The following is a 24,226-nucleotide window of genomic DNA, read 5'->3' on the forward strand; positions in this document are numbered from 1 at the left end:
GATGGGGTTGAAGCTTTAGTAATTCGTTGGCATAGATAGACTCTTTCATCGTCACTCATCTGGGTTTATTTTAGGTTGCGATTAACTAGATTGTTGATTTGTCAATGGACTCTGGACAGCAGGAATTCTCGGCGCTTTTGCTTTTGGTGATCAGCGTCCATCCCGAGACGGTACCGAGAGTTTTAACCTGCGGTCGTTGAAGTCGTTTTAAACTGGCATCATCGAGTAAAAAATAGGGGTGAGGAGAAACAGACCATTTTTGTTTTAACTCCTCATCCCCTAACGCTTTGATTTTGCGATCGCTATAAAAATTTAAGGAAGGGCGGGAGTAAGGATGAGAAGTATAAATGGAGTCTTCTACAGAAGTGTTTTGTTGAACTAATGCGGCGACGGGTTTAACGGGATAGTCTTCGGCGAGTTCCCAAACCCAATTATCGGAACTCACAAACAAAATTAAAGACACATACATTCCCCAAAATAAAACAATTAAAAATTGTCGATCTTTTCGATACAGTAACAAGGTGGTTAGGGCAAAAGTTAGCGATAATGCCGCCAAAGTTAATTGTAAATCGAACTCGGGTTGGGAAACAGCAAAAGCGGGAATTAAATTGGCAAAATACAGACAACCCAACAAACCGACAAGGCTTAAAAGCGCAAAAATTGGGGTAAATTTATCGGGTAAAGGTGCCGGTAAATCTTCCAGTTGCTTAACTTTTCCTTGCCACTGTCCGGTTTCGCGATCGCCCTCCCGCCAAACTTGGGCAAAATAAGCGCCCACCGCCAACGCCAAAGCCGGATAAACCGGGAGAACATACCAGGGAAGTTTGGTAGACATTAAAGAAATGGGAATTAAATAAACTCCCGTCCAAACTAAGATTAATTTAGCCCAACTAAAATTTCGGCTTTTCCAGGTAAAAATTAATCCGGGTATCCAAAACAGTTGCCAAGGCCAAGCATATTTTAAAATTTCCAGCAGATAATACCAAGGCGCCCCTTGATTGTTTTCTACAGAGTCCCAAATGCGCTGCCAAGATTGAGCGTTTAAATTAATTGTAAAAAACGCTTGACCGTATTCTTGCCATTGGGCAAAATACCAAAGTCCAACCGGAACCAAACCTAACAGTAAGCCAAGCCAAAGATATTTAGACTGCAACAGTCGGGGCGTATCCCAAAGTAAAAACAAAAAGGCGATCGCACCGAGTAAAATCGCCAGGAAAATACCTTTGGTTAGACATAAGAATCCAAAAGCTAATCCCGATCCCAGAGCGTAACGCAAATCTCTACGCGATCGCAACACACAACCGATCATTAAAATCAGCAAAAATAATACAGTCCCATCCAACATCGCCAAGCGTCCCTGTCGGACAACCGGAAGCAAAGTTAAATAAACCAAAGCCGAAAAAATAGCCGCAGTTCGTTGACGAAACAATTCCAAACCGACAAGATAAAGCAGAGGCACAGAAAGAGCCGTTAACAGCGCCGACGGGAAGCGGGCCATCCATTCGTTAATTCCGCCCAACCCGAAAGCCCAAGCGATGAAATTGTGAACCAGGGGAGGCTTGTTAAAATAGGCGTCACCGTGTAAAGTCGGATAAAGCCAATGGAGATCGCCTTGGGTAATTTCACGGGCAACTTGTGCGACAGTGCCTTCATCCCAGTCTCGCAGAGCCACACCGCCGAGATTGAGTCCAAACAGCAATAAAGCAATCAGCAGCAGTCCCACGATCCACAAAGAGTTAATCCAGCGATCGCGAGAATGAATCTGATTTCGAGGCCGACCTGTAGCAAAAATTTGACGGGACATACTTAAGGGAGAGAAAAGAGCAGACACAAGCGCGAGAAATACCCGCTAAAATCTACAGTGTAACTTTTGGAATCGAAAGGTTGTCAGTCGAATACCATATGGAAGTTTTAGAGATTAAACGCGAACTCGAAACGTTGTCTGAGCGCCTGGGTAAAACCCAGGACTATCTTTGACCTTCAGCTACTGAACGCCAGAGTAAAAGATTTGGAGCAAATTGCAGCCCAACCGGAGTTTTGGGACGATCAAAGCGCCGCTCAAAAAACGCTCCAAGAACTCAATGACCTCAAATCTATTTTGCAACAATATCAGCAATGGCACAAAACCATCGAAGATACCGGTGCCATTGTGGAGTTGTTGGAGATGGAAACCGATGAGGCGCTCTTAGCCGAGGCAGAATCGAATTTAAGCCGTCTCAATCAAGAATTGGAGCGTTGGGAACTCGAACAGCTTTTATCGGGTCTCTACGACAAAAATGGCGCGGTTCTGACGATTAATGCCGGGGCGGGCGGTACCGATGCTCAAGACTGGGCGGAGATGCTGCTGCGGATGTACACTCGTTGGGGAGAAGCTCACGGGTATAAGGTGCATTTGGCGGAATTGTCCGAGGGCGATGAAGCCGGGGTTAAGTCGGCGACTCTCGAAATTGACGGTCGTTATGCTTATGGTTATCTTAAGTGTGAGAAGGGGACTCATCGCTTGGTGAGGATTTCTCCGTTTAATGCCAATGGCAAGCGACAAACCAGTTTTGCCGGGGTGGAAGTCATGCCGATGATTGATGAAGGCGTGCAGTTGGAGATTCCTGAAAAAGATTTGGAAGTCACAACCTCCCGGGCGGGGGGAAAGGGCGGCCAAAACGTGAACAAGGTTGAAACTGCGGTGCGTGTGGTTCATCTTCCGACGGGAATTGCCGTTCGTTGTACTCAGGAACGTTCCCAGTTGCAGAATAAGGAAAAGGCTTTGGCGTTGCTGAAGGCTAAATTGTTGATTATTGCCCAAGAACAACGCGCCCAAGAAATCGCAGAAATTCGCGGAGATTTGGTTGAGGCGGCTTGGGGAAATCAAATTCGCAACTATGTTTTCCATCCCTATCAGATGGTTAAGGATTTGCGAACTTCTGAGGAAACGACTGCAATTGATGATGTGATGAATGGCGAGTTGGATGATTTTATCCAAGCTTATCTGCGTCAGGAAAATCAACTTGTAGCGAGTGAGTCAGCTTGAACTCGGATTTTGTTTTAGTTATAAAGGAAGGGAGGAATTTACCAATCCCTTCCAAAATTTAGATCTAAAATCTACAATCAAGTCAACTGATTTAGTTAAGAGTTGAGGAGCGAGAGGACGCAGAATGATGTCCAAGGTTTATAGTACCGATGAACTGATTGAAATTTTGAATTGTGAGCGCAAAGCCTGTTTGGATGGAGAGCGTCTCAATTTATCTGCGACTCCTGCGGTTGGGAATCCGGTGGTTGATTATTTTCTCAAGCCGGATGCCATTCAAAAGTTTACCGCTTATCAAGATTTTAAAGCGGCCGTTCATCAATATCAAGTTGATTACCAAGTTTCGGGGATTGTTTGGCGGGAAATTACCCTCAAGGGAAAAACGCTTTGTTATCCGAGAGTTGATGACCAATTGATGGCTTTACCTCAGGATATGGAAACTTTAAAAGCCGCCAAGTCTCAATTGCTTGAGTTTTGGTATGAGGTGACGGTTGACATGGATTTGTATTTGAGTTTAAATGCGGGTAAAGATTACCGTCGGGTTCATCCGGCTGAAGTCGATGCGATTGCCCAACGAACCGAATGGGCTTGTATTTTAAAGTGGGAAAAGTCCAATTTTTTAGAGGTTTTATTACAGTTGGGTTGGGGACAGCCGGGAGAGGCGTCTTATCGTCGGGGTTGGCCTCATTCGGGAAGCGAGTCCGTTCACGCGGTTAAACCCGGAAAGTCTCCGATTTGTTAATTGTTTTTTAGCCGTTCTTTTACCCAAGTTCTAAAGGTTTTTAACAGGGTAATTTCTCCTGTTATCTTGCTTTGTTCGAGAAATGGGGTAAGTTCTAGACTGGATAAAAAAGGAAAAGTTAGGCTGAATTCTGATTCTTGATAGTTTGGGTTTTGTAAGTGATAAAATTTTATAGTTTGTCCGTTGTATCTCCAGAGTTCGGTGACTCCTAATGCTGCATAAAGTTCGAGTTTGTTAATGGAACTGTGGGTAATGTCTATTTCTATCGCTAAATCTGGGGGTGGGTCAGTTTCCAAGTTGAAGGTTTGTTTGTCTTTGACTAAAGGTTCACTTTGAATATAATAACAGTTATCGGGTTCGATTCCTTTGCGTAATAATGAGCGTTTCAGTGTCATCGATCCAGCACTCTTTATTTCGATCTCCAGTTCTTCTGCTAAAATAGCCATGTACCGATCTAGCTGAACTCTTGGATTTTCATGTTCGTAGAGAGGACTCATAATTTCTAACACATCTCCATCATAAGCAAAACGATAACCTCGCTTGTCGCCTGTTTCTTTGAGTATCGCCTCAAAAGTAGACCAGCTAATATTTTTTAGAACCGTTCTTTGTTCGGGTATAGATGAAATTAAAACCATGTTGCAAGCTTCCTTTTCCCAAGCTATTCTTATAGTTTAAAACATTAAAACCCAATCGGACATGATATGATGAATAAAAAATCCTGTAGGGGCGGGTTCGGAACAAATGTATCTTTCTCCGAGATAACTTTTCTAAACCCGCCCTTCAACAGAAACGGGTTCCGAACAAATGTATCTTTCTCCGAGATAACTTTTCTAAACCCGCCCTTCAAACCGTTAATTTTTTGCTGTTTTTTTGAGTTTATATTATAGTCTAAAATCTTAGAGCGAATGTGGGCGCAAGCAAGAGCGCCCCTACGGTGGAAAATTCGGATTTTTGAATGAAATTAAAAATTACAAAAGGTTAAAATAGCAAAAATCTGAGAAACTTGTTAAGATTTGTAACGACAGCAAATCAGATTAACGAAAAATGAGCGATAAACGAGTTCTCATCTGGTATCGGAACGATTTACGAGTCCACGACCACGAACCCCTGCATTTAGCCACAAAAGCCCAAGCAGAAATCATCCCCGTATACTGCTTTGACCCCCGACAATTTGGAAAAACCTCCTTTGGTTTCCCAAAAACGGGAGTATTTCGGGGTCAATTTTTACTCGAAAGCGTAACAGATTTACGAAACTCCCTCAGAAAATTGGGAAGTGATTTAATTGTCCGTTACGATTTCCCAGAGACGGTTATTCCTGAAATCGTCAAACAATTAGAAATTGATGCAGTTTACTACTATCGGGAAGTCACCTCAGAAGAATTAGCCGTTGAAACCGCATTAGAAAAAGCGTTAAAACCGTTAGGCGTAGCGTTAAAATCCTATTGGGGTGCCACCCTTTACGATATTGATGATTTACCCTTTCCCGTTAACAGAGTTCCCGAAGTTTTCACCCAATTTCGGAAACAAGTTGAGAAAAACGGTACAATTTACGCCTCATTTCCCACACCCAAACGTTTACCGAGTTTACCGAAAATTGAACCCGGAGAATTGCCGACACTGCAAGAATTAGGTTTAGAAACTCCCCAGTTTGATGAACGAGCGGTTGTAAAATTTCAGGGCGGAGAAACAGCCGGAATTGCGCGGTTAACCGATTATATTTGGGAACAAGATTGTTTGAAAGAGTATAAACAAACCCGGAATGGAATGTTGGGGGCGAATTATTCTTCTAAATTTTCTCCCTGGTTGGCGCTGGGATGTTTATCCCCCCGGTTTATTTATGACCATGTACAGGATTATGAAGAACAACGGGTAAAAAATGATTCAACTTATTGGTTAGTTTTTGAGTTGCTGTGGCGGGATTATTTTCGGTTTATTTGTCTAAAACATGGCAATAAAATCTTCCGTCTGTCCGGGTTGCAAGGGGTTCCCATTCCCTGGAAAAAAGACTGGGAACGCTTTGAACGTTGGCGTACCGGAACCACAGGTTTTCCCCTCGTTGATGCGAATATGCGGGAAATTGCAGCAACGGGTTTTATGTCGAACCGAGGGCGCCAAAATGTAGCCAGTTTTCTGACTAAAAACTTAGGAATAAATTGGAAAATGGGGGCGGAATGGTTCGAGTCGCTGTTAGTTGATTATGATGTTTGTAGCAATTGGGGAAATTGGAATTATACCGCAGGTGTCGGAAATGATGCGCGAGGTTTTCGGTATTTTAATATTCCCAAACAGGCTAAAGATTATGACCCCAATGGCGATTATGTTAAGCATTGGTTGCCGGAATTGGCGGGTTTGCCGGCGTCAAAAGTTCACGAACCTTGGAAGTTACAACCCGTTGAACAAAAGCGGTTTGGTGTACAATTGGGGGTGGATTATCCTAACCCTGTTGTTGATTTGATGAAGTCCGTTCAAAGCAATCAAAAAACCTATGAGGCGGCTTTAAATAAAGCTAAACGTCCTCTGGGATAGGAAGTAATTTAGGATTTTCCACTCGATATAATACAAGAAAATACAATTAGCTAAACGTTCAAAAACCCGGTTTCTCTGAGAAACCGGGTTTTTCAGTCTGAAACCCTTACAGCGTCAGCATTTGACGGACTACAGTCAGCAGACAACTCAAAAATTTCAGAAGACCACTTGACAACTTTGTATTACGTGTGTAGGGCGGGTTTATGTCGGTGATGGGGTGGGAGACATACATCTGGACCGAACCCGCCCCTACAGAGGATTAAAAACCCGGTTTTTCAGTCCGAGGATAATTTCCTGAAACCCTTACAGCGTCAGCATTTTACAGACTAGAGTCAACCGAAAACTCAAAAATTTCAGAAAACCACTTGACAAGTTTGTATTATGTATGTAGTATGTAAATAACGCTTAAGACAAGCGAGGTGAAATTATGGTTCATATTCGGTTTGAAGGTCGTTCCTACGACGTTAACGAAAATCAACTTGAAATTACAAATCAAATGACTGATAACGCCATTAAACAACGGGTGGCGAAATATTTAGAAGTGAAATTTGATCGCCTTAATTTATACGTGGTTGATCATCGCCCAAGTGGAGATTTGATTATTCGTCCGGAAGCAGTTTACGGTTAGGTCTTTTATCTTCTTTATCCCTTTAAAAGATCGCTTATTCCTCTTTCAACTGTTCCCGAGTTTAATCAGATTCTCTCCACAAACTCGGACAGGAAACAGGCAATTCTGGAGGAGGGATTAACATGGCGATCGCATTAGAAAAAAAAGTCTATAACTTCGTTACATTAACGGCGAGTGTTGTGATCACATCGATGGGATTTAATGTGGTTTCATCGCTGAATTCTTACTCCAACTATACGCCCGAGAATGTAATTAAAGAAGCGGTAGAGTTGAATGTTAAATCGTCCAACCGACGCCCACCGACAGAACATGATGGCGGTAGTCGTTGGGTATCAGAGAATAAAAATAACCCAAATTTGAGAATGAAAACCAACTAAATTTTTGCATTATTGTCAATTGTTGATTCACTTCGTACCCTAACTCAAGAAGCTTACATACTAGCTCAATGGTAGAGCATTCGTCTATAGAACGATTGGTAGCAGGTTCAACTCCTGCGTATGAACAACAGCTTTTTTGACTTGTATGAAGTGCTTTCAACTCCCGTCCCGTATCCCGATCAAAACAGCCTACATCCATTTACCTAATAGGTGAAAAATAAAAGGTTCCTGCTGTTTAAACTCATACGGGACTCTCAAAAACCCGAAGAAACTCTAACTCAAAAATATCAAGTTGAGATTGGGTTTTTTAACCGACTATAAATTTAGAAAAAAATGGCGATCGCCGCACCCCAACCCGATAAGCTTACAAACTTAAGTTGATAAACTTGATCAGTTCAAAAGCTTATCAAACTTGTGCGGTTCATATAAAATTTTTAAAACTTATTCAATAGTTTTAATTCTGTGGCGATTGCCTCCTCAAAATTCCAAGGAGGTTGGTAAAATGGTAATGAATACAGCCGAACGTGATTTACGTTTAGAAATGCTAAATAGCTTGTTAACAACTCCCCACCGGAAGTTAGAACAAGTTGCAGAAATTCATCAATTAATTGTTGAACTTGACCCCATTTTTTACGGTCATTTGGCGGTTTGGTATCAACAAAACGGAGATGTTCGCGATCATCAAGAAGTGTTCATTGCTCATCTGTTAACGAGCGATATTAATGAACACCGAGATGCGGGTTTTATGATGTTACAAGAACTACCCCCTTATCAAGTTTCACGGGTGGTAGACTTTATGAAAATTCATCGGAATAAATTACCCCGTTCCGCTCGAACTGCTGTCCGTCGTTATCTCGAAAAACGCGAACAAAATATTAATTTATTTGACCGGGCTGCAATGCGGGGACGCAAAGCGATGAAGCATCTTTACGCCAGTTTGCACATCAAACCGAGCGAACGGGCGAATGCAATTTTGTTTCGAGAAGAACCGCCAGAAGGGTCATTAGCTGCGGTCATTAAGCAGTTAAATAAAGCAGAAACCTCCCTCGAACAAGCGCGTTTAATTGTTGAATTTAACATTCCTTACACCATCGCTGTGGGAACAATTAAACAGCTTACACCCCCGGTTTTGGTGGCGTTAATTAATTCGATGACTCCCCAAGAGGTGATTAATAATCTCAAATCCCTTAAAAATCGGGGTGCGATGGATAATCCCCAAGTCAAAGCGTTAATTGATGACAAGTTAGAACAGGCAAAAAATAGCAATCGCGTTTCTGCTTTTAAAGCAAAAGTTGCGGGAAATGTCGCCGAATTTGACACGGAAACCGCAGCAAAATTAGAACAAATTACCAACGAACAAGTTAAGCGTCGGGGTGCGATTACCAAACCCACTGCTTTGTTTGTGGATAAGTCCGGTTCTATGCAAAATGCGATTGAAGTTGGGAAACAATTGGCGGCATTAATTTCGGGGATTACTCAAGCGGAATTGTATGTTTTTGCCTTTGATACAATCCCCTATCCGATTGTTGCCAAAGGTCAAGAATTAAGTGACTGGGAACAGGCATTTAAACACATAAAAGCCGATGGAGGAACCAGTATAGGCTGTGCGTTAGAAGTGATGCGGAAAAAGCGTCAACTCGTCGATCAAATTATTTTGGTGACGGATGAAGGAGAAAATCAAACGCCTTATTTTCCCACCGTTTATAAGCAGTATTGCCGCGAATTGGGGGTAATGCCGAACGTGATTATCGTCAAAGTTGGTTATACAAATCATTGGATTGAACGCCAACTCAAAAATCAACAAGCCCCCGTTGAAACCTTCACCTTTGCGGGTGATTATTACTCGCTTCCGAACTTGGTTCCGATGTTATCTCGTCCGTCTCGGTTAGAGTTGTTGATGGAAATTCTAGAGACTGCTTTACCTGTACGGATAAACAAGTAAAAAAACAGTTGGCATTATTCATTATAATGATGGGTAATGCTTTTTTATTCGCCGTTTATCTAAAAAATTTAAGGGGATTAAAAATGGGAATTCATAACCCAAAACGTTTGGGTGAGTTGTGGGATAAAACTCGACTGGATGTTATTTTAGATGAGATTAACGCCATTAGCGATAAAGTTGTATTATCGGGCGGATGGGCTTGGCATTTTATGACGCCAGAAAATCATATCGAGTACAAACACGCTCACGATCATAAAGATGTCGATATTTTTGTTAAACCCGAAAATTTTGCTGAATTAATTACTCAGTTAAAACAACGGGGCTACGACAAAACTTGGACGAGATTTGATCGTTTACCTGGTTCTGAGACGTTCTCTCGTTATACGAAAATTGTTCAGTTAGACCGGGAAACAATTAAGGTTATTCTTGACGTTTTTGTTGGGAATGTTCCTACTGTAAACGTGAGAATTTTTACGCTCGTAGAACCGAAGTTTTTGTTGTCTTTATATGGCGTTAAACATAGTAGCGATCGCTGTTTTGCGGTTAAAATTGCTTCTGAACTTTTACAACAGGGAATCAACCCCATTGGACATTCAGAAATGGCAAATTATCAACCGTTTTTATCTCAATACTAAATTCGATGAAACTGCGAACCGAATCCTACCTTAACCAAGTTCAAAAATGGCCGCAAATCGGTTATCATATTTTGGCACAATTTGATGAAACATCGGTGATTGTTTATCAAGCTTACCGTTCCGAAATTGGTGATTTTGCGGCAAAACATGGCTATTTTGGCGGTGAATTTCGCCTCAACCGGATGAGTTGGATTAAACCCAATTTTCTCTGGATGATGTACCGTTCGGGATGGGGAACCAAAGCCGAACAAGAAGTCATTTTAGCGGTGAGAATACAACGAACTGCTTTTGATGATATTTTAAAAAATGCCGTTCATTCTAGCTTTATTCCTCACATCTATTCAACCCAAGAAAACTGGAAACAAGCGGTTCAAAATTCCGAGGTGCGTTTGCAGTGGGACCCGGATCATAATCCCATTGGAGACAAATTAGAACGCCGTGCGATTCAATTGGGACTGCGAGGGGAAGTTTTAAAAAAATATGCTCAAGAATGGATTGTTGAAATTGAAGATATTTCTAACTTTGTTCGCGAACAATATCAAGTTATTTGCGGGGGAGATTGGAGGGATTTAATAACTCCGACTGAAACCGTTTATCCCGCTGCTTCTGTAGAAGTTGCTCAAAAATTAGGACTTTCCAAACTTGACAAAATCGGATATAATAGTTGATATTGATTGCTGTTGTAGAGAATCATGCCAGCTTTAGATCTCTATCACGATGCTGTTAAAAATGCCTTAATTAAAGAGAATTGGACAATTACTCACGATCCCTTGCATTTGAGATGGGGAACTAAGGATATGTATGTAGACTTGGGTGCAAAACAACTACTCGCAGCCGAACTAGAAGACCGAAAAATAGCCGTTGAAATCAAAAGCTTTATCGGTTATTCTGATGTTGAAGATTTGCGAAATGCAGTTGGACAGTTTGTGATGTATCGTGCTGTTCTTCGTAAAACAGAACCGAATCGTGCATTGTATCTAGCTGTCCGTGAAACTACTTATAAGTCTACTTTTGAAGAACCAATAGGTCAACTTTTAATCGAAACCGAAAACCTAAATTTATTAATTTTTGAACCCAAAAAAGAGGTGATTGTTCGATGGATACCTTAAACCATGATAGACAAATCATTAAACAAGTTTTAGCTGCAAACGCCAAATTTTACACCCATGATGAGGTACAATACAAATTAGTTGTTGACTCCGAAACAGACAGTTATTTAATCATTAGTTTGGGATGGGATGGAGTTAAGCGAATACACAGTTGTATGGTTCACTTGGATATTATTGAGGGTAAAATTTGGGTTCAACGGGATGATACAGAAGATGGAATTACACCGGAATTAGTAGAAGCTGGAATTCCCAAAGATCGCATTGTTTTAGGGTTTCATCTTCCGGATGTTAGACCCCATACGGGGTTTGCATTGGCGTAACCTCTCAATAGGAGAATCGCTTAACCTAAAGATAATATTGTTTACCTATATAACTTAAATATAATCTTTGTAAACCTTCCGAAGTTGGCTAAAATGTTGATGTAGTTGGTTATATCGAGTCGAATTAAACCCTAACTACCGTGTTAAAACCTATTAGATCAATCGGAATTTTCACCCTGGCGCTTCCCCTAGTCGCTATTTTAGCAGCCTGTGGAGAAAATAAACTAGAAGCCTGTCGCATTTTGGAAATAGAAGATGCAGAAGCGGAAGTCGATTTCGGCGATGTGGATGTGGAAAGAGGCGAAGTTGAAATGATCTGTGGAGGTGAAGCGGTTGTCGATGTCACTTGGGGAGAATTTAGAGGTAAACTGGGTATTGATCCGGGTCGTTATCAGAATAATTTTAGACAATTTGAACAGCAAGTTTCTTGTTTTAAAGAAGATCGGGGTAAAAATGTTGTCTTTTGTCGTCGGGGAAATTCTAACGAAATGGTCAGTCTAAATTTTAGTTATGATGATTAGAAACCTGATTGTAGGGGCGGGTTCTGTACAGATGTATGTTTCTCATCAATAATCTATATAAACCCGCCCTCATATAATTATGGTGCGTCAATTTCTCTGATTTTTTTTCAAGAATTTCAAGATTTAGGGTTTGACGCACTTCACAACTGTCGTGATTGTAGGGGCGGGTTCTGTACAGATGTATGTTTCTCATCAATAATCTATATAAACCCGCCCTCATATGATTATGGTGCGTCAATTTCTCTGATTTTTCTCAAAAATTTCAAGATTTAGGGTTTGACGCACTTCACAACTGTCGTGATTGTAGGGGCGGGTTCTGTACAGATGTATGTTTCTCATCAATAATCTATATAAACCCGCCCTCATATGATTATGGTGCGTCAATTTCTCTGATTTTTTTTCAAGAATTTCAAGATTTAGGGTTTGACGCACTTCACAACTGTCGTGATTGTAGGGGCGGGTTCTGTACAGATGTATGTTTCTCATCAATAATCTATATAAACCCGCCCTCATATAATTATGGTGCGTCAATTTCTCTGATTTTTTTTCAAGAATTTCAAGATTTAGGGTTTGACGCACTTCACAACTGTCGTGATTGTAGGGGCGGGTTCTGTACAGATGTATGTTTCTCATCAATAATCTATATAAACCCGCCCTCATATAATTATGGTGCGTCAATTTCTCTGATTTTTTCTCAAAAATTTCAAGATTTAGGGTTTGACGCACTTCACAACTGTCGTGATTGTAGGGGCGGGTTCTGTACAGATGTATGTTTCTCATCAATAATCTATATAAACCCGCCCTCATATAATTATGGTGCGTCAATTTCTCTGATTTTTTCTCAAAAATTTCAAGATTTAGGGTTTGACGCACTTCACAACTGTCGTGATTGTAGGGGCGGGTTCTGTACAGATGTATGTTTCTCATCAATAATCTATATAAACCCGCCCTCATATAATTATGGTGCGTCAATTTCTCTGATTTTTTCTCAAGAATTTCAAGATTTAGGGTTTGACGCACTTCACAACTGTCGTGATTGTAGGGGCGGGTTCTGTACAGATGTATGTTTCTCATCAATAATCTATATAAACCCGCCCTCATATAATTATGGTGCGTCAATTTCTCTGATTTTTTCTCAAAAATTTCAAGATTTAGGGTTTGACGCACCCTACAACAAAGAAACCCGGTTTCTAATTTAACCGAGTAACGCTTTGACCTTGTTCATAATACCATCGGGATCAATACCTTGATGGGGATATTGTTCCCACAACCCGCCAGAACCTTCGTGATAAGTTGCTAAACTGGCGAACTTCGGTGAAAAACCCCGTTCTAACAACCAAGTTCCAAAACGGCTACCGAGTCCGGTTCGACGGTTAAACGCTTCAACAACAACAACCATTGGAGACTGACCAATTTTTGCCATCATTTCTTCATCAACAACATTCAACGTCGCCTTATTAATTAAACCGACATCAATTCCTTCTTGTTTGAGGCGTTCAACCGCATCGAGAGAACGGTACAAAGCATCTCCAAAACTAACAATATATCCGGCCGTTCCTTCGCGGATAATTTCATCTTTTCCGGGAGTAAACTTGTATCCTTCACCGAAGAAATTACCGCCATCGGTATTCAAAATATAAGGCACTTTTGAACGAGTTGAGAAAATAAACCGCAACCCCGGATCGGAAAAAACCGCCTCAACACAAGCCTTCATTTGGTTGGCATCTGCGGGGAAATATAACCGGGTTTCATAACCATCATCCAAGCCATTATCGGCGAACATATTATTCAAACCGAAGTGACAAGTATTATCGGCCATGTCATCAATACCGGAGTGGGAAAAATGGCAAAGCAAGTTAGAATAATTCAACCGCGCCATTGTAATTTCAGAAATACACATTTCTAAAAAGGCGCTGAACGTGGCGAAAATTCCTTGTTTGCCTTTTTCCATTCCAAAACCTGCGGCAGCCGAGAGGTTGCCCCGTTCCATAATTCCGGCTTTAATATAAATCTCGGGGAACGCTTCACCGATCGCTTTTAAACCGCAAGAACCCTCTAAGTCACTATCAATACACATGACTTTTTCTTTGCGTTCGGCGTCGTTCATTCCTTGCAAAACCGAAACCACCGCTTCACCAAATACATTCCGGTTCGACCCAACTTTATCACTCGAACCCATAAAAGTATAGGTTTGTTTGGGCTTTTCAATACTCTTGAGATAGTCTACCGCAGCAGTTCTACCTTTTGCTTCTAAGTATTTAATCGCCTTATCAACGGGAACAACATCGTGACCGTGTTCGGACCCTTCTATTCCTTCTATTCCAACAGCCATCGGACGTTTATTCACCACAGCAACCGGCCCGTCAGTATTCACGGCTTCGCAGATACGACGGTAGAGATCATCAATATCTTCGCCGTTTCCTTCTAAGATTTTCAGTCCGTGACCTTCCAAAGTTTTCGCAACACTAAAACCGGGAATATATTCAGAAGGATGTCCGGCAATAGTAACATCATTGTCATCAATAATTAGCTTAACGTTGAGGTTTTGAGAAACGGCCAAGCGTGCGGCTTCGGCGTCGTTTCCTTCCTGTTGTGACCCATCGGAACCCAAACAGAAAACCGTTTTATTGGGGTTCGCCCTCGCCACACCGTTAACATAAGGCCACATATGACCCAAACGACCGGAACTAAATTTTACCCCCGGTGTGAGTCCAAGTTCGGGGTGTCCGGGTAGGGTAGAACCGGCCATGCGATAATGAACGAGTTTCTCAGCCGGAAGTTCGCCCGCTAGCGTCGCCATCAAGTATTGAGTCGCGACTCGGTGTCCGGCTTCATCAAAGAAAATCGGTACAAATTTATCCGGTTTACCTCGGAATAGCGCATCGAGGATCATCACTTCCGGTACCGTATCATAAGGACCGCCCGTGTGACCGCCAACGCCTCTGGCTGCACCCGTCGCCGTGAAAAATACGATAGTATCGCGACAGAGTTGGATGTTGGCTTTGAGGGTTTCTCTCTGTTCGTCGGTTAGGGTAGAGTTGGCGGGGTCGAGTGAGAGGGGTTTGTAGGCCCCGAGGTCTATCGGAAAAGTAGCTTGAGTGACTGTCATCGGTAATACTTTATACGTTGGGTGAGTGTTTGGTCTTCGATAGAAGCAATTAACAGCAGCAATCGACTTTAATTAAAGCGTATAGATTTGGGTGACGTCTGCCAACCCTCTCAGTAAAAGTTAGGGGTCTCCTCGAAGGGGTAGTGAACTGCTGCTATTAGAAGTTTACCGTTATTTTGAGATTAAATACTATTGGATTTTGTACCTAATACCGCAACTGCCACTCCGGTTAAAATCACAATAGCACCCCCTAACACCGCTACTGAGGGAATTTCTTCAAAAAAGACATACCCCAAACCGCTCGCCCCCACCGGTTCAAATAATATTGCTAACATCACTAAAGTTGGAGAAGTCCGGTTAACCGCCCAACTAAAACTTGTATGTCCGACAAGTTGCGGTAAAATTGCCATTAAGATTAGGTAAACATACACTAAGTTCGGATAGCCGCTATAATTTGTTCCGAAGAAAAACGGTAACGGTAATAAAATTAAGGCGGCAACGGTATAAGCAACGGCTACATAACCGCCTATTTTAAATCCTCTTTGTTGGGCTTCTCGTCCGAAAATTAGATAAAAACTAATTGCCCAAGCGCCAATTAAAGCCAAACTATTTCCCAACGTCGGATTTTGACTCGCGTCTGTTGTATTTCCGTCTCCCAAAGCAATGATTATCCCGCCCGTTAAAGCAATAATTATCCCCAATATTGTTAGTTTTGACGGTTTCTCTTTTAACCAAATTGCCGATAAAATTGCCACCCAAATGGGGCTGGTTGTCACTAATGTTGTCGAAGCGGCGATTGAGGTGTAAGATAAAGATGTGATCCAGGTGGCAAAGTGTAACGCCAAACAAACCCCCGCTATTGCCGCATAAAATAACGCTCCGGGTTCTAGCGATCGCCAAGTTATTTTTCGCCAAGTCGGAACCAAAAGTAACGCCGCAAACGTTAGCCGGGAAGCCGACATCACCAAACTAAATCCTACACTATTAATCTCGGCGGTTGCTGTTGCCAAACGGACTAAAATTGCACCCGTCGAAACGCCAATTACTCCGATAAATACCACAAAACCGACTAACCAGGGCGAAGTAGAATTAGAGTGTTGCATAAAAATCTATTATCAAAAAAACCGTAGGGGCGGGTTCGGCCAAAATTTATCTTTCTCATCAATAATCTATATAAACCCGCCCCCCTTAATGTTAACTTCTCAATTGTTGCATAAAAATCTATCATTTATTCTCAAAAAAACCGTCGGGCGGGTTCAGTCCAAATTTATATGATATCCGGTTAATTAATATTGTTATGGGGGTGGGGCGGGTTGAAATCAATCTCGGAGTGGTCGTCAAAATCAATCCTGAACCCGCCCCTACAGCATGATTGTTGATTAGTGGGATATTAGGGGTGGGGCGGGTTGAAATCAATCTCGGAGTGGTCGTCAAAATCAATCCTGAACCCGCCCCTACAGCATGATTATTGATTACTCGGATATCATATAACTTCTCAATTGTTGCAGAAAAATCTATCATCTATCATAATATTCCTAGAAACCCGATTTCGCGAAAGTTACCGGATTTCTGAATACATTGTACAGGTTGAAAATTTATCATGGTTTCTACCGTTTTAATTACTGGCGCCTCTCAAGGAAGTGGGAAAGCAACCGCTTTACTGTTTGCTAAAAAAGGTTATAATGTCGTGTTAACAGCCCGCAATTTAGAACGTCTAGAAGCGGCTGCAAACGAAGTCCGAAATCTGGGCGGTTCGGCGTTACCAATTCCGGCAGATGTGGGAGAAGTTCAACAGGTTAAAGAGTTAGTTGAAAAAGCCTTAGATGCTTACGGAAATATTGATGTTTTGGTGAACAATGCCGGAATTTGTTTGACGGGTTCAATGGCAAAAACCACCTTGGAAGATTGGCAACAAATAATGAATACCAACTTCTGGGGTTATATCCATACCATTAACGCCCTTTTACCCCATTTTCTCGAACGAAAAAAAGGAACTATTGTTAACGTTGGTTCCGTTGGGGGAAAAATGCCCGTACCCGATATGACGGCTTACTGTGCGAGTAAATATGCTGTTACCGGACTAACAGAAACTTTGCGTTTAGAACTCGCTTCAAAAGGGATTCATGTCTGTGCGGTTCATCCGGGAGTTATTAACAGTAATTTCATGGAAAGAGCGCAATTTCGCGGCGAAAATGATAGCGAAGTTGAACAGCGTCGCCAACAAATGCAAAGCCTGTTAGAATCTTCTTTTGTTAGCCAACCGGAAGATATTGCTAAAGCCATTTGGGAAGCGGTGGATCAGAAAAAATCAGAAACCGTTGTCGGGTTGACGTCGTTTGCAACAGAAGCCTATCGGTTGTTTCCGGGGTTAATGCAGTTTATAATGGGTCAAGCCCAAAATCAGCGAAAATAAACTCAGTTCGTTGTCGCGCTTTAGCGCAAGAAAAGGACTAAAATTCAACAACAAGCAGTTAATTCGTTGTTGTGCTTTAGCGCAAAAAAGAAGGACTAAAGTCCAACAACAAGCAGTCAGTTTGTTACAATGGAAAAAGAGAGAAACAATCAAGTTCGTTATCGGGGGGTTTTGAGTCACCAGATGTAAAGTTGGGTTAAGAAAAGATGACTTAACAAAGAATTCCGTTTAACTTAACGAGAAATCGGTCAATAGGTCATTGATCTGTTGGCGAGAAACGGTGCTACTATAGACCTATTCTCGCTCTTGGTACTCAACATCATATTGTATTATGGCTCAGTATTTACTTAGCTTCTTTGCTGCATTAGTGATTGGGGTGGTGTTTAATTCCTCCGTCAAAGTCGTCAGTGGTGGAGATCAAGCCATTGTCGAAGGTTTAAATGGCCGCCACCGCACCCTAAAACCCGGAGTTCGTTATATTATCCCCTTTTTGGAAAAAGTCGTCCACTACGACACCACACGGGAACGGTTTATCGACATCAAACCTCAGGAAGTGATTACCGGGGATAATACTCCCTTAACCATTGATGCCGTTGTTTATTGGAAAATCGAAGATATCGAGAAATCTTACTATAACGTTGAACAAGTTGAACAATCAATTGCTAATTTAGTTCTGACAACCCTGCGAGCAAAAATTGCTACAATTGAGATGAGAGAACTGTTCTCGTCAATTAATGAAATTAACGATTTGCTCCTGAAAACTTTAGACGAAGCCACAGACAACTGGGGAATTAAAGTTATTCGGGTTAACCTCCAAAGTGTTACCCCGCCTGCGGCAATTATGAAATCAATGGAGCAGGAAAAAGCGGCAGAAAACAAAAAACGGGCTGAAATTAGTATTGCTCGCAGCGAAGCCGAATCAATAGAAATTTTGTCTAAATCTCTACAAATTCCGCCCAATAGTCGGGAGTTTATTCAATATTTGATTGCCAAACAATACGTTGAAGCTCATCAGAAATTAAGTGCAAGTAACAATTCCAAAATTATCTTTATGAATCCCGGTCAACTTAATGAAGCACTGGGGAACTTAATGGAGGAAGATCTCGAAAGTTCTCCCCGAGATAGTTCGGGGTCTAGAAAATTGAAAATCGTCAAGCCGGATATGAGCAAAAAACCCGATGATAATATCGGCAATAGCGCCAGCTAAATCCCCGTGAATTTAGGAGTCAAGACGATGGCCGCAACTCGAACAAAAGCGGTCTTCTGGCTTAACAGAAGCACCACATTGACTACAAAAATGTCGGGTGGGATGGGTTGATTGTTCGGGAGAATTCAAACGCATTTCCATATTTCCCATCCGCATTTCCATCGGCTCCATTTTCATCGGTTCCATCGGTTTCATCGGCTCCATTTTCATCGGTTCCATCGGTTTCATCGGAGACATTGTGGCGTTGGGAATACTAGAAACTTGTTGCAGTTGTAGCATCTGAGATTGATTTGTCGAAGGTGGATGATTTACCATCCCCATGCTATTTCCCTGCACATTAATATAGTATTTTCCCTGTGCCGTTTCAATTTCAATCGTAATTCCCCCGTTATGACGGTAAACCTGAGGAGGAGAAGTCCAACTTCCGGTGGTAAAACTGCTACTGGACTGCTGTTGTTGTCCGGGACTGCTGGTGACTGTCGTAACAACGGTTTGGTTGGCTTGAGAATCTAAGTAGACTTTCTGAGTTGAACTCAGTTCGCATAGATAAGCCATATTTGCCCCCTCTTGAACTTCACATCTAACTCAATTATAGTAAAGTCAGGTCAATTCCAATCAGACTTTCTTAATTATTGTGTTATAAATTTAGCCCAAAATAGAGAATAAATTCATCAACTCGAATTTTTGACCGCTCCTCAAGTCTCCTAAAAAAATTGCGATCGCCAATTCGCGAAAATTAAAATAACCTAAAGGCGCAGTTTTTGGTAAACTCAAAAAATGCCTCTGTTTGAACGAGCGATTAAACCATGAGTCAAGCAATTGAACAGCTACAATCGGAATGGAATGAGATTAAAGCACAACTCGATGAAATACAAGCTGAATATCGGGCTTTATGTGACAAACGTTCTTGTTTTTACGGGATGCTAATCTTTCCCAAAGACAACTCCCCAGAGGCTCAAGCCGAATTCGATCAACAATGTCAAACTCAAGTCACCCAATGGTCAGTGAATTTACCCGACTTAGAGCGAGAGATTAAAGCAATTCATTTAAAAATGAAAAAAATTCAAGCTAAACTCGCCGTTAAACAAGCAAAAATTTATGAATTGCAGGCGAAAGAAATTTGGTTGGAATTAGGTCAAAAAGCGCGAACCATTAATCAATTATCGCAGCAAATCAAACAGGAAGTTCAAAACTTTTGGCAATTTTCTCATAGTTTTCAACCCCGTTATCAAGATTGGCTACCCGAACCCCCTCAACTCGTTTACCGCGATCAAATTCCAACCGTTCCCGTGATTCAAGAAACGGAAAATGGGCTAGAATTAACCCATCAAGAAATTAATTTAGAGAAAGATTGAGCGCCGAGTCAATGATTAGGAAACGAATGATCGCCTTATTTTTAATTGTGGGTTCTCTCATCGTTATCGGCAGTTGGAAAACCGACATTTATAATATTTTAGTTTTCCGAGACTCCCCTATTTTTCTCTCAAAAAAAGCCAGTGTTGAAGCGAAACCCAAACCTGAGAAAACCCCTTTATTATCCGAGGTGCAACCCGCAAATTCTCCGCCAAATCCAGAAATAGACCCCGAACAAATTTGGAGTCATCTCGAAAGCCTAGTCGGAGAACGTTATACAGAAAATCATCGGGAATTTACCCGCAATTATTTAATCAAACAACTCAAACAATTTGGACTAACTCCTACCTTGCAAACCTTTGAACAAGGTGTTAATATAGTTGCTAAAACACCCGGTAACGATCCTCAAGCTCCCACTCTATTAATTGGCGCTCATTATGATACCGTGCCGAACTCACCCGGTGCCGATGATAATGCTAGCGGAATCGCCGTAATCTTAGAAGTCGCCCGGTTGTTCGGTTCAAAATCAACAGCAAATTCCTTAGAAATTGTATTTTTTGACCAAGAAGAACCCGGACTTTTAGGAAGTTTAGCCTTTACCATTCGCCCCGAAAATATACAAAATTTGCGCGATGTTATTATTTTGGATATGGTCGGTTATGCCTGTCGAGTTGAGGGCTGTCAACAGTATCCTCCCGGCTTAAATGTCGCACCTTTATTACAGGCAAATGGGGTAACTTCTCCCAACAAAGGCGAGTTTTTAGTCATCGTCGGAGAAGCCCAACACCGAGACTTGTTAGCATCATTTCAGGGGATATCTTCTCGCTTATCCAAACCCAATTTACCCCCCGTTGTTCCCTTACCCATCCCCTTAAAAGGCCTACTCACCCCCGATGTTTTACGCAGCGATCACGCCCCCTTTTGGTATCAAAATATTCCCGCCGTCTTAGTAACAGATACCGCCAATCTCCGCTCGCCTTATTATCATCAACCCACCGATACTTTAGACAATCTTGACCGAGAATTCCTGATGGGTTCGGCTCAAGTTATTGTCAATGTGGTGACTCGTTTATTAGAATATTAAATAAAAATTGGGACAAAATTGGGACAAAATTCAAGCGTTGACCATTCACCCAAACAATTAACGGATGAACCCCCGATATAAACTGAAAATCGTCTGATATAATAAGTTCACTCTCTAAAAAGGTAGGCTCTCTCTTTAGCTTTCTGATTCGGCAAACTTGACCCGTGAGATGAACATTCAACTCACACCAAAATTCTCCCGGATGGAAACAATTAATCATACACTCATCGAGACTTGACTCATGAACACAAAAGAAGACCTCCGCCAACTATTACTCGATCTCGACAACCGAGGTTATAAAGCATACAAAGATATTCTCGGTACTTACGAGTTTGATGACTTTACCCTAATTATTGATTACGTTCAAGGCGATCCCTTTGCCGCCCCCAGTAAGTTTCGAGTTCATATCCCGCCCAACGTCGCAAATTTTCCCCCCGAACTCTACAAAACCTCCATTCGAGAAATAGCTTTACGAGACTACCTCACCCGCCAATTTGACCGCAGTAGCCGAGATATTAGCAGCCGTCGGGGGACCGGAAAAAGCGGGATGATTGCGATTACAAAAATGGGACAAGAAGTCTTAGAACGCACCTCAGCCCGTTTTATTTATATTGCCCCTCCCGCACCCAAACTCACCGGCGGCAACCCCGCTTTACAACGGGCTAAACCCATGCCTTCCACCAAAGAAAAAGGCATCGAAATGCGCTTTTTTGTCGGACTTCCCGCCCGAGGACGACAAATTTTAGGGCGGCAAGCAGCGGCGATGATTTGTGATGATATTCCCCTAATTGTTGAACGTTCTCTTAAATATAAAAACCTCGATCCCGAAGTTTGTAAACGGCACGTTGAAACCGTCGAAGATAACGACTGGTTGCGTCAACAACTCGCCGAAAAAGGATTAGTTGCTTTCATTCCCAATGGTGCCATTTTACCCCGGCGCAGCGGCGTTGATTCCCGACCTCTACAAACCGATGTGGTCCCATTTCAATCGCCCGCATCTTTAGAAGTAGAATTTAATCGCCCCAATTCCGGCGAGATTAAAGGCTTAGGAATTCCCAAAGGAATTACCTTGATTGTTGGCGGAGGATATCACGGGAAATCAACCTTACTTCACGCCATAGAATTGGGCGTTTATAATCATATTTATGGCGACGGACGAGAATGTGTTGCCACCAGTTCCGATGCCGTGAAAATTAGGGCCGAAGATGGTCGCAGCGTTGCCGGGGTTGATATTTCTCCTTTTATTAATCAATTGCCTCAAGGACGCTCTACCCTAGAATTTACCACCGAAAATGCCAGCGGTAGTACCTCCCAAGCGGCGAATATTATGGAGGCTTTAGAGGTGATTGTTCGCCTCACAAATGACTCCGCTAACAAGGGGAATTCTCCGGTTTTATTAGTTGATGAAGATACCGCCGCCACTAATTTTATGATTCGCGATCGCCGAATGCAAGCCCTGATCGCCAAAGAACAAGAACCCATTACCCCATTTATTGATAAAGTTCGCCAACTTTACACCGATTATGGCGTGTCTACAATTTTAGTTATGGGGGGAAGTGGCGATTATTTTGATGTCGCCGATACGGTGATCGCAATGGAGAATTTTCAACCCCAAGAATTAACCGAAAAAGCCAAAGAAATCGCCGCCGAATTTACAACAGGTCGGACCACAGAAGGCGGCGAACAATTTGGTCATATTCGACCCCGAATTCCCATCCCAGACAGTTTAGATCCCAGTCGCGGACGGCGAGATGTCCGGGTGAAAGTTCGCGATATCGATGAAGTCACCTTTGGAACCGAAGATGTTGATTTGTCCGCCGTTGAACAGCTTGTTTCAAAAGATCAATTACGGGCGATCGCAGCGGCAATGGTTTATGCTAGAAAACAATATATTAATGGTGAATATACTCTGTCTGAAATTTTAGATCGAGTTATGGCCGATATTGCCGAAAAAGGATTGGATGTTATTACCCCTTTTCCTCAAGGAGATTTAGCCATGTTTCGACGATTTGAACTCGCCGCCGCTATTAACCGAGTCCGAACATTAGAAGTGAAATCTACACAAGAAATGAAATCTGTACAAGCAGTTGAATCTGTAGAAGAAACCGAATCTACACCTGCACCAACCCCGAACGAAGAATCCTAAAGGCTAAAATATAGAGGCGTTGTCTCCAACGTCTCTATCGAAATCTCAACAATAGCATTCAAACAGAAAATTGATGATAACTCAAAGAATTACTCCGCAATAAAACAGAATTTTGCTGTTGCGTTTTAGCGGTAAAATTAGCCGAAACTTGAGTAAAACCCCAGTAAGTTACTATTCCCATCAACCAACCTAATATTAAAAAAATTGCCACAGAATTATTAGTTTTATAGATGTGTTTTTTGGGTTTTAATGAAGATTGTAGTCGGGAAGAATGAGAACATTTGGAAACATTTCTAGATTGTAGAGGAGATGGTTTTGAGCCGGTTCTTAAGCGTTCAAGTTCTTGCTGTTGTTTGTATTCTGCCAAGCGTTGTGCGCGTTCCCATTGCATGATTTGAGCATACACCGAATAAGAACTTCTGCTGTTATCCTCCATAATTACCTCCCTTAAAAATTGTGAAATAATTGGCGATTAATCATCAATACTCTTTATACCAATTCTTTATGAAGCTGCATCTAATTGATCCCCCCGGCTATATCCTTCGGATAGGCAACGCCTTCGCCACCCCCCTTTCAAAGGGGGGATTAAGGGGGGATAAGGGAATCGTCAAAAGTTGCATGATTAGAAAGAAATGATATTAGCCTAAAATTTTTAACTGACCCGATTGCAAAAGTTCAATGATTAAATTGATATTTTGTAAATCTTCCGGTAATAATTCTTGAGTACCTCGAATAAAAAGAACCAACGTTTGTAAGTCAGAGCGAGTCATTTGATTCGTTGCGAAGATTGTTTGAAATATAGATTGAACCGAAGCCTGAAGTTGAGCATTTAAGACTTCATCTGTCATCTTGCATTTTCCTTCCTCTGCTGTTATTATTCAATATATCTTTTGCGATATTGGATTGAATTCACCTAACCGGGTGATCTTCGCGACTTGAGTGAGCGAACACACAAAAAAAAATAGCTCGGAGCCAAAAGCCAAGGCATCCAAGCTATTTTGAGGTCGTCATCATGTTTCGGATTTACTTTCTAACTTACCGACTCCTAGACCCCACCCACATCACCCAATAGAGTGATTGTGGCAAAATTGG

At 41.9% G+C, this 24,226-nt stretch carries 23 protein-coding genes and 1 tRNA gene; 17 read left to right on the forward strand and 7 right to left on the reverse strand.

The features are described 5' to 3' along the window. Nucleotides 1-85: 85 nt before the first annotated feature. The gene (locus ACL6C3_RS29285; RefSeq protein ID WP_413163520.1) at nucleotides 86-1,804 is read right to left on the reverse strand and encodes an ArnT family glycosyltransferase; all 1,719 of its coding nucleotides are present in this window, start codon (nucleotides 1,802-1,804) and stop codon (nucleotides 86-88) included. A 98-nt stretch (nucleotides 1,805-1,902) separates the two neighbouring features. Here ACL6C3_RS29285 and prfB point away from each other — a divergent pair. Then, nucleotides 1,903-3,025, forward strand: a protein-coding gene (prfB, locus tag ACL6C3_RS29290; RefSeq protein WP_413168433.1) for a peptide chain release factor 2 whose coding sequence is annotated in 2 segments (ribosomal slippage) — nucleotides 1,903-1,974 and nucleotides 1,976-3,025 — 1,122 coding nt in all. Because the reading frame shifts where the segments join, the coding sequence is not laid out codon by codon here. A gap of 127 nt (nucleotides 3,026-3,152) precedes the next feature. After that, entirely contained in the window at nucleotides 3,153-3,764 is a 612-nt protein-coding gene (locus ACL6C3_RS29295) for a hypothetical protein (protein WP_413168434.1), read from the forward strand. On the opposite strand, the gene ACL6C3_RS29300 is transcribed toward ACL6C3_RS29295, so the two are convergent. Then, on the reverse strand, nucleotides 3,761-4,399 hold the full coding sequence (locus ACL6C3_RS29300) for a Uma2 family endonuclease (protein ID WP_413163521.1): 639 nt from the start codon (nucleotides 4,397-4,399) through the stop codon (nucleotides 3,761-3,763). The genes ACL6C3_RS29295 and ACL6C3_RS29300 overlap by 4 nt on opposite strands. 409 nt (nucleotides 4,400-4,808) lie before the next feature. Between ACL6C3_RS29300 and ACL6C3_RS29305 the strand changes: the two genes are divergently transcribed. From ACL6C3_RS29305 to ACL6C3_RS29350, 10 genes are all read left to right on the forward strand, one after another. Further along, complete coding sequence (locus tag ACL6C3_RS29305) at nucleotides 4,809-6,290, forward strand: DASH family cryptochrome (protein ID WP_413163522.1); 1,482 nt, start codon at nucleotides 4,809-4,811, stop codon at nucleotides 6,288-6,290. Between the two features lie 427 nt (nucleotides 6,291-6,717). Then, nucleotides 6,718-6,918 carry a hypothetical protein gene (locus tag ACL6C3_RS29310; protein ID WP_413163524.1) on the forward strand — a complete coding sequence of 67 codons (201 nt, stop codon included), beginning with the start codon at nucleotides 6,718-6,720 and terminating at the stop codon, nucleotides 6,916-6,918. Nucleotides 6,919-7,040: 122 nt separating this feature from the next. Beyond that, nucleotides 7,041-7,295 carry a hypothetical protein gene (locus ACL6C3_RS29315; protein ID WP_413163525.1) on the forward strand — a complete coding sequence of 85 codons (255 nt, stop codon included), beginning with the start codon at nucleotides 7,041-7,043 and terminating at the stop codon, nucleotides 7,293-7,295. A gap of 54 nt (nucleotides 7,296-7,349) precedes the next feature. After that, nucleotides 7,350-7,418 (forward strand) — tRNA-Tyr (locus ACL6C3_RS29320). Between the two features lie 379 nt (nucleotides 7,419-7,797). Next, entirely contained in the window at nucleotides 7,798-9,237 is a 1,440-nt protein-coding gene (locus ACL6C3_RS29325; protein ID WP_413163526.1) for a vWA domain-containing protein, read from the forward strand. An 8-nt stretch (nucleotides 9,238-9,245) separates the two neighbouring features. Further along, nucleotides 9,246-9,872 (forward strand): hypothetical protein, encoded by a 627-nt coding sequence (locus ACL6C3_RS29330; RefSeq protein WP_413163528.1) that lies wholly within the window; start codon nucleotides 9,246-9,248, stop codon nucleotides 9,870-9,872. 5 nt (nucleotides 9,873-9,877) lie between these two features. Beyond that, complete coding sequence (locus ACL6C3_RS29335) at nucleotides 9,878-10,540, forward strand: DUF4291 domain-containing protein (RefSeq protein WP_413163530.1); 663 nt, start codon at nucleotides 9,878-9,880, stop codon at nucleotides 10,538-10,540. A gap of 24 nt (nucleotides 10,541-10,564) precedes the next feature. After that, the gene (locus tag ACL6C3_RS29340; protein WP_413163532.1) at nucleotides 10,565-10,981 is read left to right on the forward strand and encodes an element excision factor XisH family protein; all 417 of its coding nucleotides are present in this window, start codon (nucleotides 10,565-10,567) and stop codon (nucleotides 10,979-10,981) included. Then, complete coding sequence (locus ACL6C3_RS29345; RefSeq protein ID WP_413163534.1) at nucleotides 10,969-11,301, forward strand: XisI protein; 333 nt, start codon at nucleotides 10,969-10,971, stop codon at nucleotides 11,299-11,301. Before ACL6C3_RS29340 ends, ACL6C3_RS29345 begins: the two co-directional genes overlap by 13 nt. Nucleotides 11,302-11,441: 140 nt before the next feature. Further along, nucleotides 11,442-11,822: a hypothetical protein gene (locus tag ACL6C3_RS29350; RefSeq protein WP_413163536.1), complete on the forward strand. Its 381-nt coding sequence runs from the start codon at nucleotides 11,442-11,444 to the stop codon at nucleotides 11,820-11,822. Nucleotides 11,823-13,017: 1,195 nt separating this feature from the next. Here the strand turns inward: ACL6C3_RS29350 and ACL6C3_RS29355 are convergent. Beyond that, entirely contained in the window at nucleotides 13,018-14,931 is a 1,914-nt protein-coding gene (locus ACL6C3_RS29355) for a transketolase C-terminal domain-containing protein (protein ID WP_413163538.1), read from the reverse strand. Nucleotides 14,932-15,113: 182 nt separating this feature from the next. Continuing rightward, nucleotides 15,114-16,034 carry a DMT family transporter gene (locus ACL6C3_RS29360; RefSeq protein WP_413163539.1) on the reverse strand — a complete coding sequence of 307 codons (921 nt, stop codon included), beginning with the start codon at nucleotides 16,032-16,034 and terminating at the stop codon, nucleotides 15,114-15,116. 497 nt (nucleotides 16,035-16,531) lie between these two features. Here ACL6C3_RS29360 and ACL6C3_RS29365 point away from each other — a divergent pair, with 497 nt between their 5' ends. Together ACL6C3_RS29365 and ACL6C3_RS29370 are read left to right on the forward strand one after the other, a co-directional pair. Next, nucleotides 16,532-17,344: an SDR family NAD(P)-dependent oxidoreductase gene (locus ACL6C3_RS29365; RefSeq protein ID WP_413163541.1), complete on the forward strand. Its 813-nt coding sequence runs from the start codon at nucleotides 16,532-16,534 to the stop codon at nucleotides 17,342-17,344. 331 nt (nucleotides 17,345-17,675) lie between these two features. Next, nucleotides 17,676-18,551 (forward strand): SPFH domain-containing protein, encoded by an 876-nt coding sequence (locus ACL6C3_RS29370; protein ID WP_413163543.1) that lies wholly within the window; start codon nucleotides 17,676-17,678, stop codon nucleotides 18,549-18,551. A gap of 12 nt (nucleotides 18,552-18,563) precedes the next feature. Here the strand turns inward: ACL6C3_RS29370 and ACL6C3_RS29375 are convergent, their stop codons facing one another. Next, nucleotides 18,564-19,106 (reverse strand): zinc ribbon domain-containing protein, encoded by a 543-nt coding sequence (locus tag ACL6C3_RS29375; protein ID WP_413163544.1) that lies wholly within the window; start codon nucleotides 19,104-19,106, stop codon nucleotides 18,564-18,566. A 251-nt stretch (nucleotides 19,107-19,357) separates the two neighbouring features. On the opposite strand from ACL6C3_RS29375, the gene ACL6C3_RS29380 reads away from it, so the two are divergent. The 3 genes from ACL6C3_RS29380 to ACL6C3_RS29390 all read left to right on the forward strand — a co-directional run bounded on the left by ACL6C3_RS29380 (nucleotide 19,358) and on the right by ACL6C3_RS29390 (nucleotide 23,134). Beyond that, nucleotides 19,358-19,906, forward strand: coding sequence for a hypothetical protein (locus tag ACL6C3_RS29380; RefSeq protein ID WP_413163546.1), 549 nt, complete (start codon nucleotides 19,358-19,360; stop codon nucleotides 19,904-19,906). A gap of 11 nt (nucleotides 19,907-19,917) precedes the next feature. Beyond that, entirely contained in the window at nucleotides 19,918-20,988 is a 1,071-nt protein-coding gene (locus ACL6C3_RS29385; protein WP_413163548.1) for a M28 family peptidase, read from the forward strand. Between the two features lie 241 nt (nucleotides 20,989-21,229). After that, the gene (locus ACL6C3_RS29390) at nucleotides 21,230-23,134 is read left to right on the forward strand and encodes an ABC-ATPase domain-containing protein (protein WP_413163550.1); all 1,905 of its coding nucleotides are present in this window, start codon (nucleotides 21,230-21,232) and stop codon (nucleotides 23,132-23,134) included. 58 nt (nucleotides 23,135-23,192) lie between these two features. On the opposite strand, the gene ACL6C3_RS29395 is transcribed toward ACL6C3_RS29390, so the two are convergent. Next, nucleotides 23,193-23,570, reverse strand: coding sequence for a hypothetical protein (locus tag ACL6C3_RS29395; RefSeq protein WP_413163551.1), 378 nt, complete (start codon nucleotides 23,568-23,570; stop codon nucleotides 23,193-23,195). Nucleotides 23,571-23,772: 202 nt separating this feature from the next. Next, a complete protein-coding gene (locus ACL6C3_RS29400; protein ID WP_413163552.1) occupies nucleotides 23,773-23,982 on the reverse strand; it encodes a hypothetical protein in 210 nt (69 codons plus the stop codon). Nucleotides 23,983-24,226: the final 244 nt, after the last annotated feature.

Source organism: Capilliphycus salinus ALCB114379 (assembly GCF_047276495.1).
In the GTDB taxonomy this organism is placed as follows: Bacteria; Cyanobacteriota; Cyanobacteriia; order Cyanobacteriales; family Microcoleaceae; genus Capilliphycus; species Capilliphycus salinus.

Coding starts and splice junctions, on each gene's coding strand:
- ACL6C3_RS29285 (WP_413163520.1), bottom strand. CDS start 1,804: ATGTCCCGTCAAATTTTTGCTACAGGTCGGCCTCGAAATCAGATTCAT.
- ACL6C3_RS29295 (WP_413168434.1), top strand. CDS start 3,153: ATGTCCAAGGTTTATAGTACCGATGAACTGATTGAAATTTTGAATTGT.
- ACL6C3_RS29300 (WP_413163521.1), bottom strand. CDS start 4,399: ATGGTTTTAATTTCATCTATACCCGAACAAAGAACGGTTCTAAAAAAT.
- ACL6C3_RS29305 (WP_413163522.1), top strand. CDS start 4,809: ATGAGCGATAAACGAGTTCTCATCTGGTATCGGAACGATTTACGAGTC.
- ACL6C3_RS29310 (WP_413163524.1), top strand. CDS start 6,718: ATGGTTCATATTCGGTTTGAAGGTCGTTCCTACGACGTTAACGAAAAT.
- ACL6C3_RS29315 (WP_413163525.1), top strand. CDS start 7,041: ATGGCGATCGCATTAGAAAAAAAAGTCTATAACTTCGTTACATTAACG.
- ACL6C3_RS29325 (WP_413163526.1), top strand. CDS start 7,798: ATGGTAATGAATACAGCCGAACGTGATTTACGTTTAGAAATGCTAAAT.
- ACL6C3_RS29335 (WP_413163530.1), top strand. CDS start 9,878: ATGAAACTGCGAACCGAATCCTACCTTAACCAAGTTCAAAAATGGCCG.
- ACL6C3_RS29340 (WP_413163532.1), top strand. CDS start 10,565: ATGCCAGCTTTAGATCTCTATCACGATGCTGTTAAAAATGCCTTAATT.
- ACL6C3_RS29345 (WP_413163534.1), top strand. CDS start 10,969: ATGGATACCTTAAACCATGATAGACAAATCATTAAACAAGTTTTAGCT.
- ACL6C3_RS29355 (WP_413163538.1), bottom strand. CDS start 14,931: ATGACAGTCACTCAAGCTACTTTTCCGATAGACCTCGGGGCCTACAAA.
- ACL6C3_RS29360 (WP_413163539.1), bottom strand. CDS start 16,034: ATGCAACACTCTAATTCTACTTCGCCCTGGTTAGTCGGTTTTGTGGTA.
- ACL6C3_RS29365 (WP_413163541.1), top strand. CDS start 16,532: ATGGTTTCTACCGTTTTAATTACTGGCGCCTCTCAAGGAAGTGGGAAA.
- ACL6C3_RS29370 (WP_413163543.1), top strand. CDS start 17,676: ATGGCTCAGTATTTACTTAGCTTCTTTGCTGCATTAGTGATTGGGGTG.
- ACL6C3_RS29375 (WP_413163544.1), bottom strand. CDS start 19,106: ATGGCTTATCTATGCGAACTGAGTTCAACTCAGAAAGTCTACTTAGAT.
- ACL6C3_RS29380 (WP_413163546.1), top strand. CDS start 19,358: ATGAGTCAAGCAATTGAACAGCTACAATCGGAATGGAATGAGATTAAA.
- ACL6C3_RS29385 (WP_413163548.1), top strand. CDS start 19,918: ATGATTAGGAAACGAATGATCGCCTTATTTTTAATTGTGGGTTCTCTC.
- ACL6C3_RS29390 (WP_413163550.1), top strand. CDS start 21,230: ATGAACACAAAAGAAGACCTCCGCCAACTATTACTCGATCTCGACAAC.
- ACL6C3_RS29395 (WP_413163551.1), bottom strand. CDS start 23,570: ATGGAGGATAACAGCAGAAGTTCTTATTCGGTGTATGCTCAAATCATG.
- ACL6C3_RS29400 (WP_413163552.1), bottom strand. CDS start 23,982: ATGACAGATGAAGTCTTAAATGCTCAACTTCAGGCTTCGGTTCAATCT.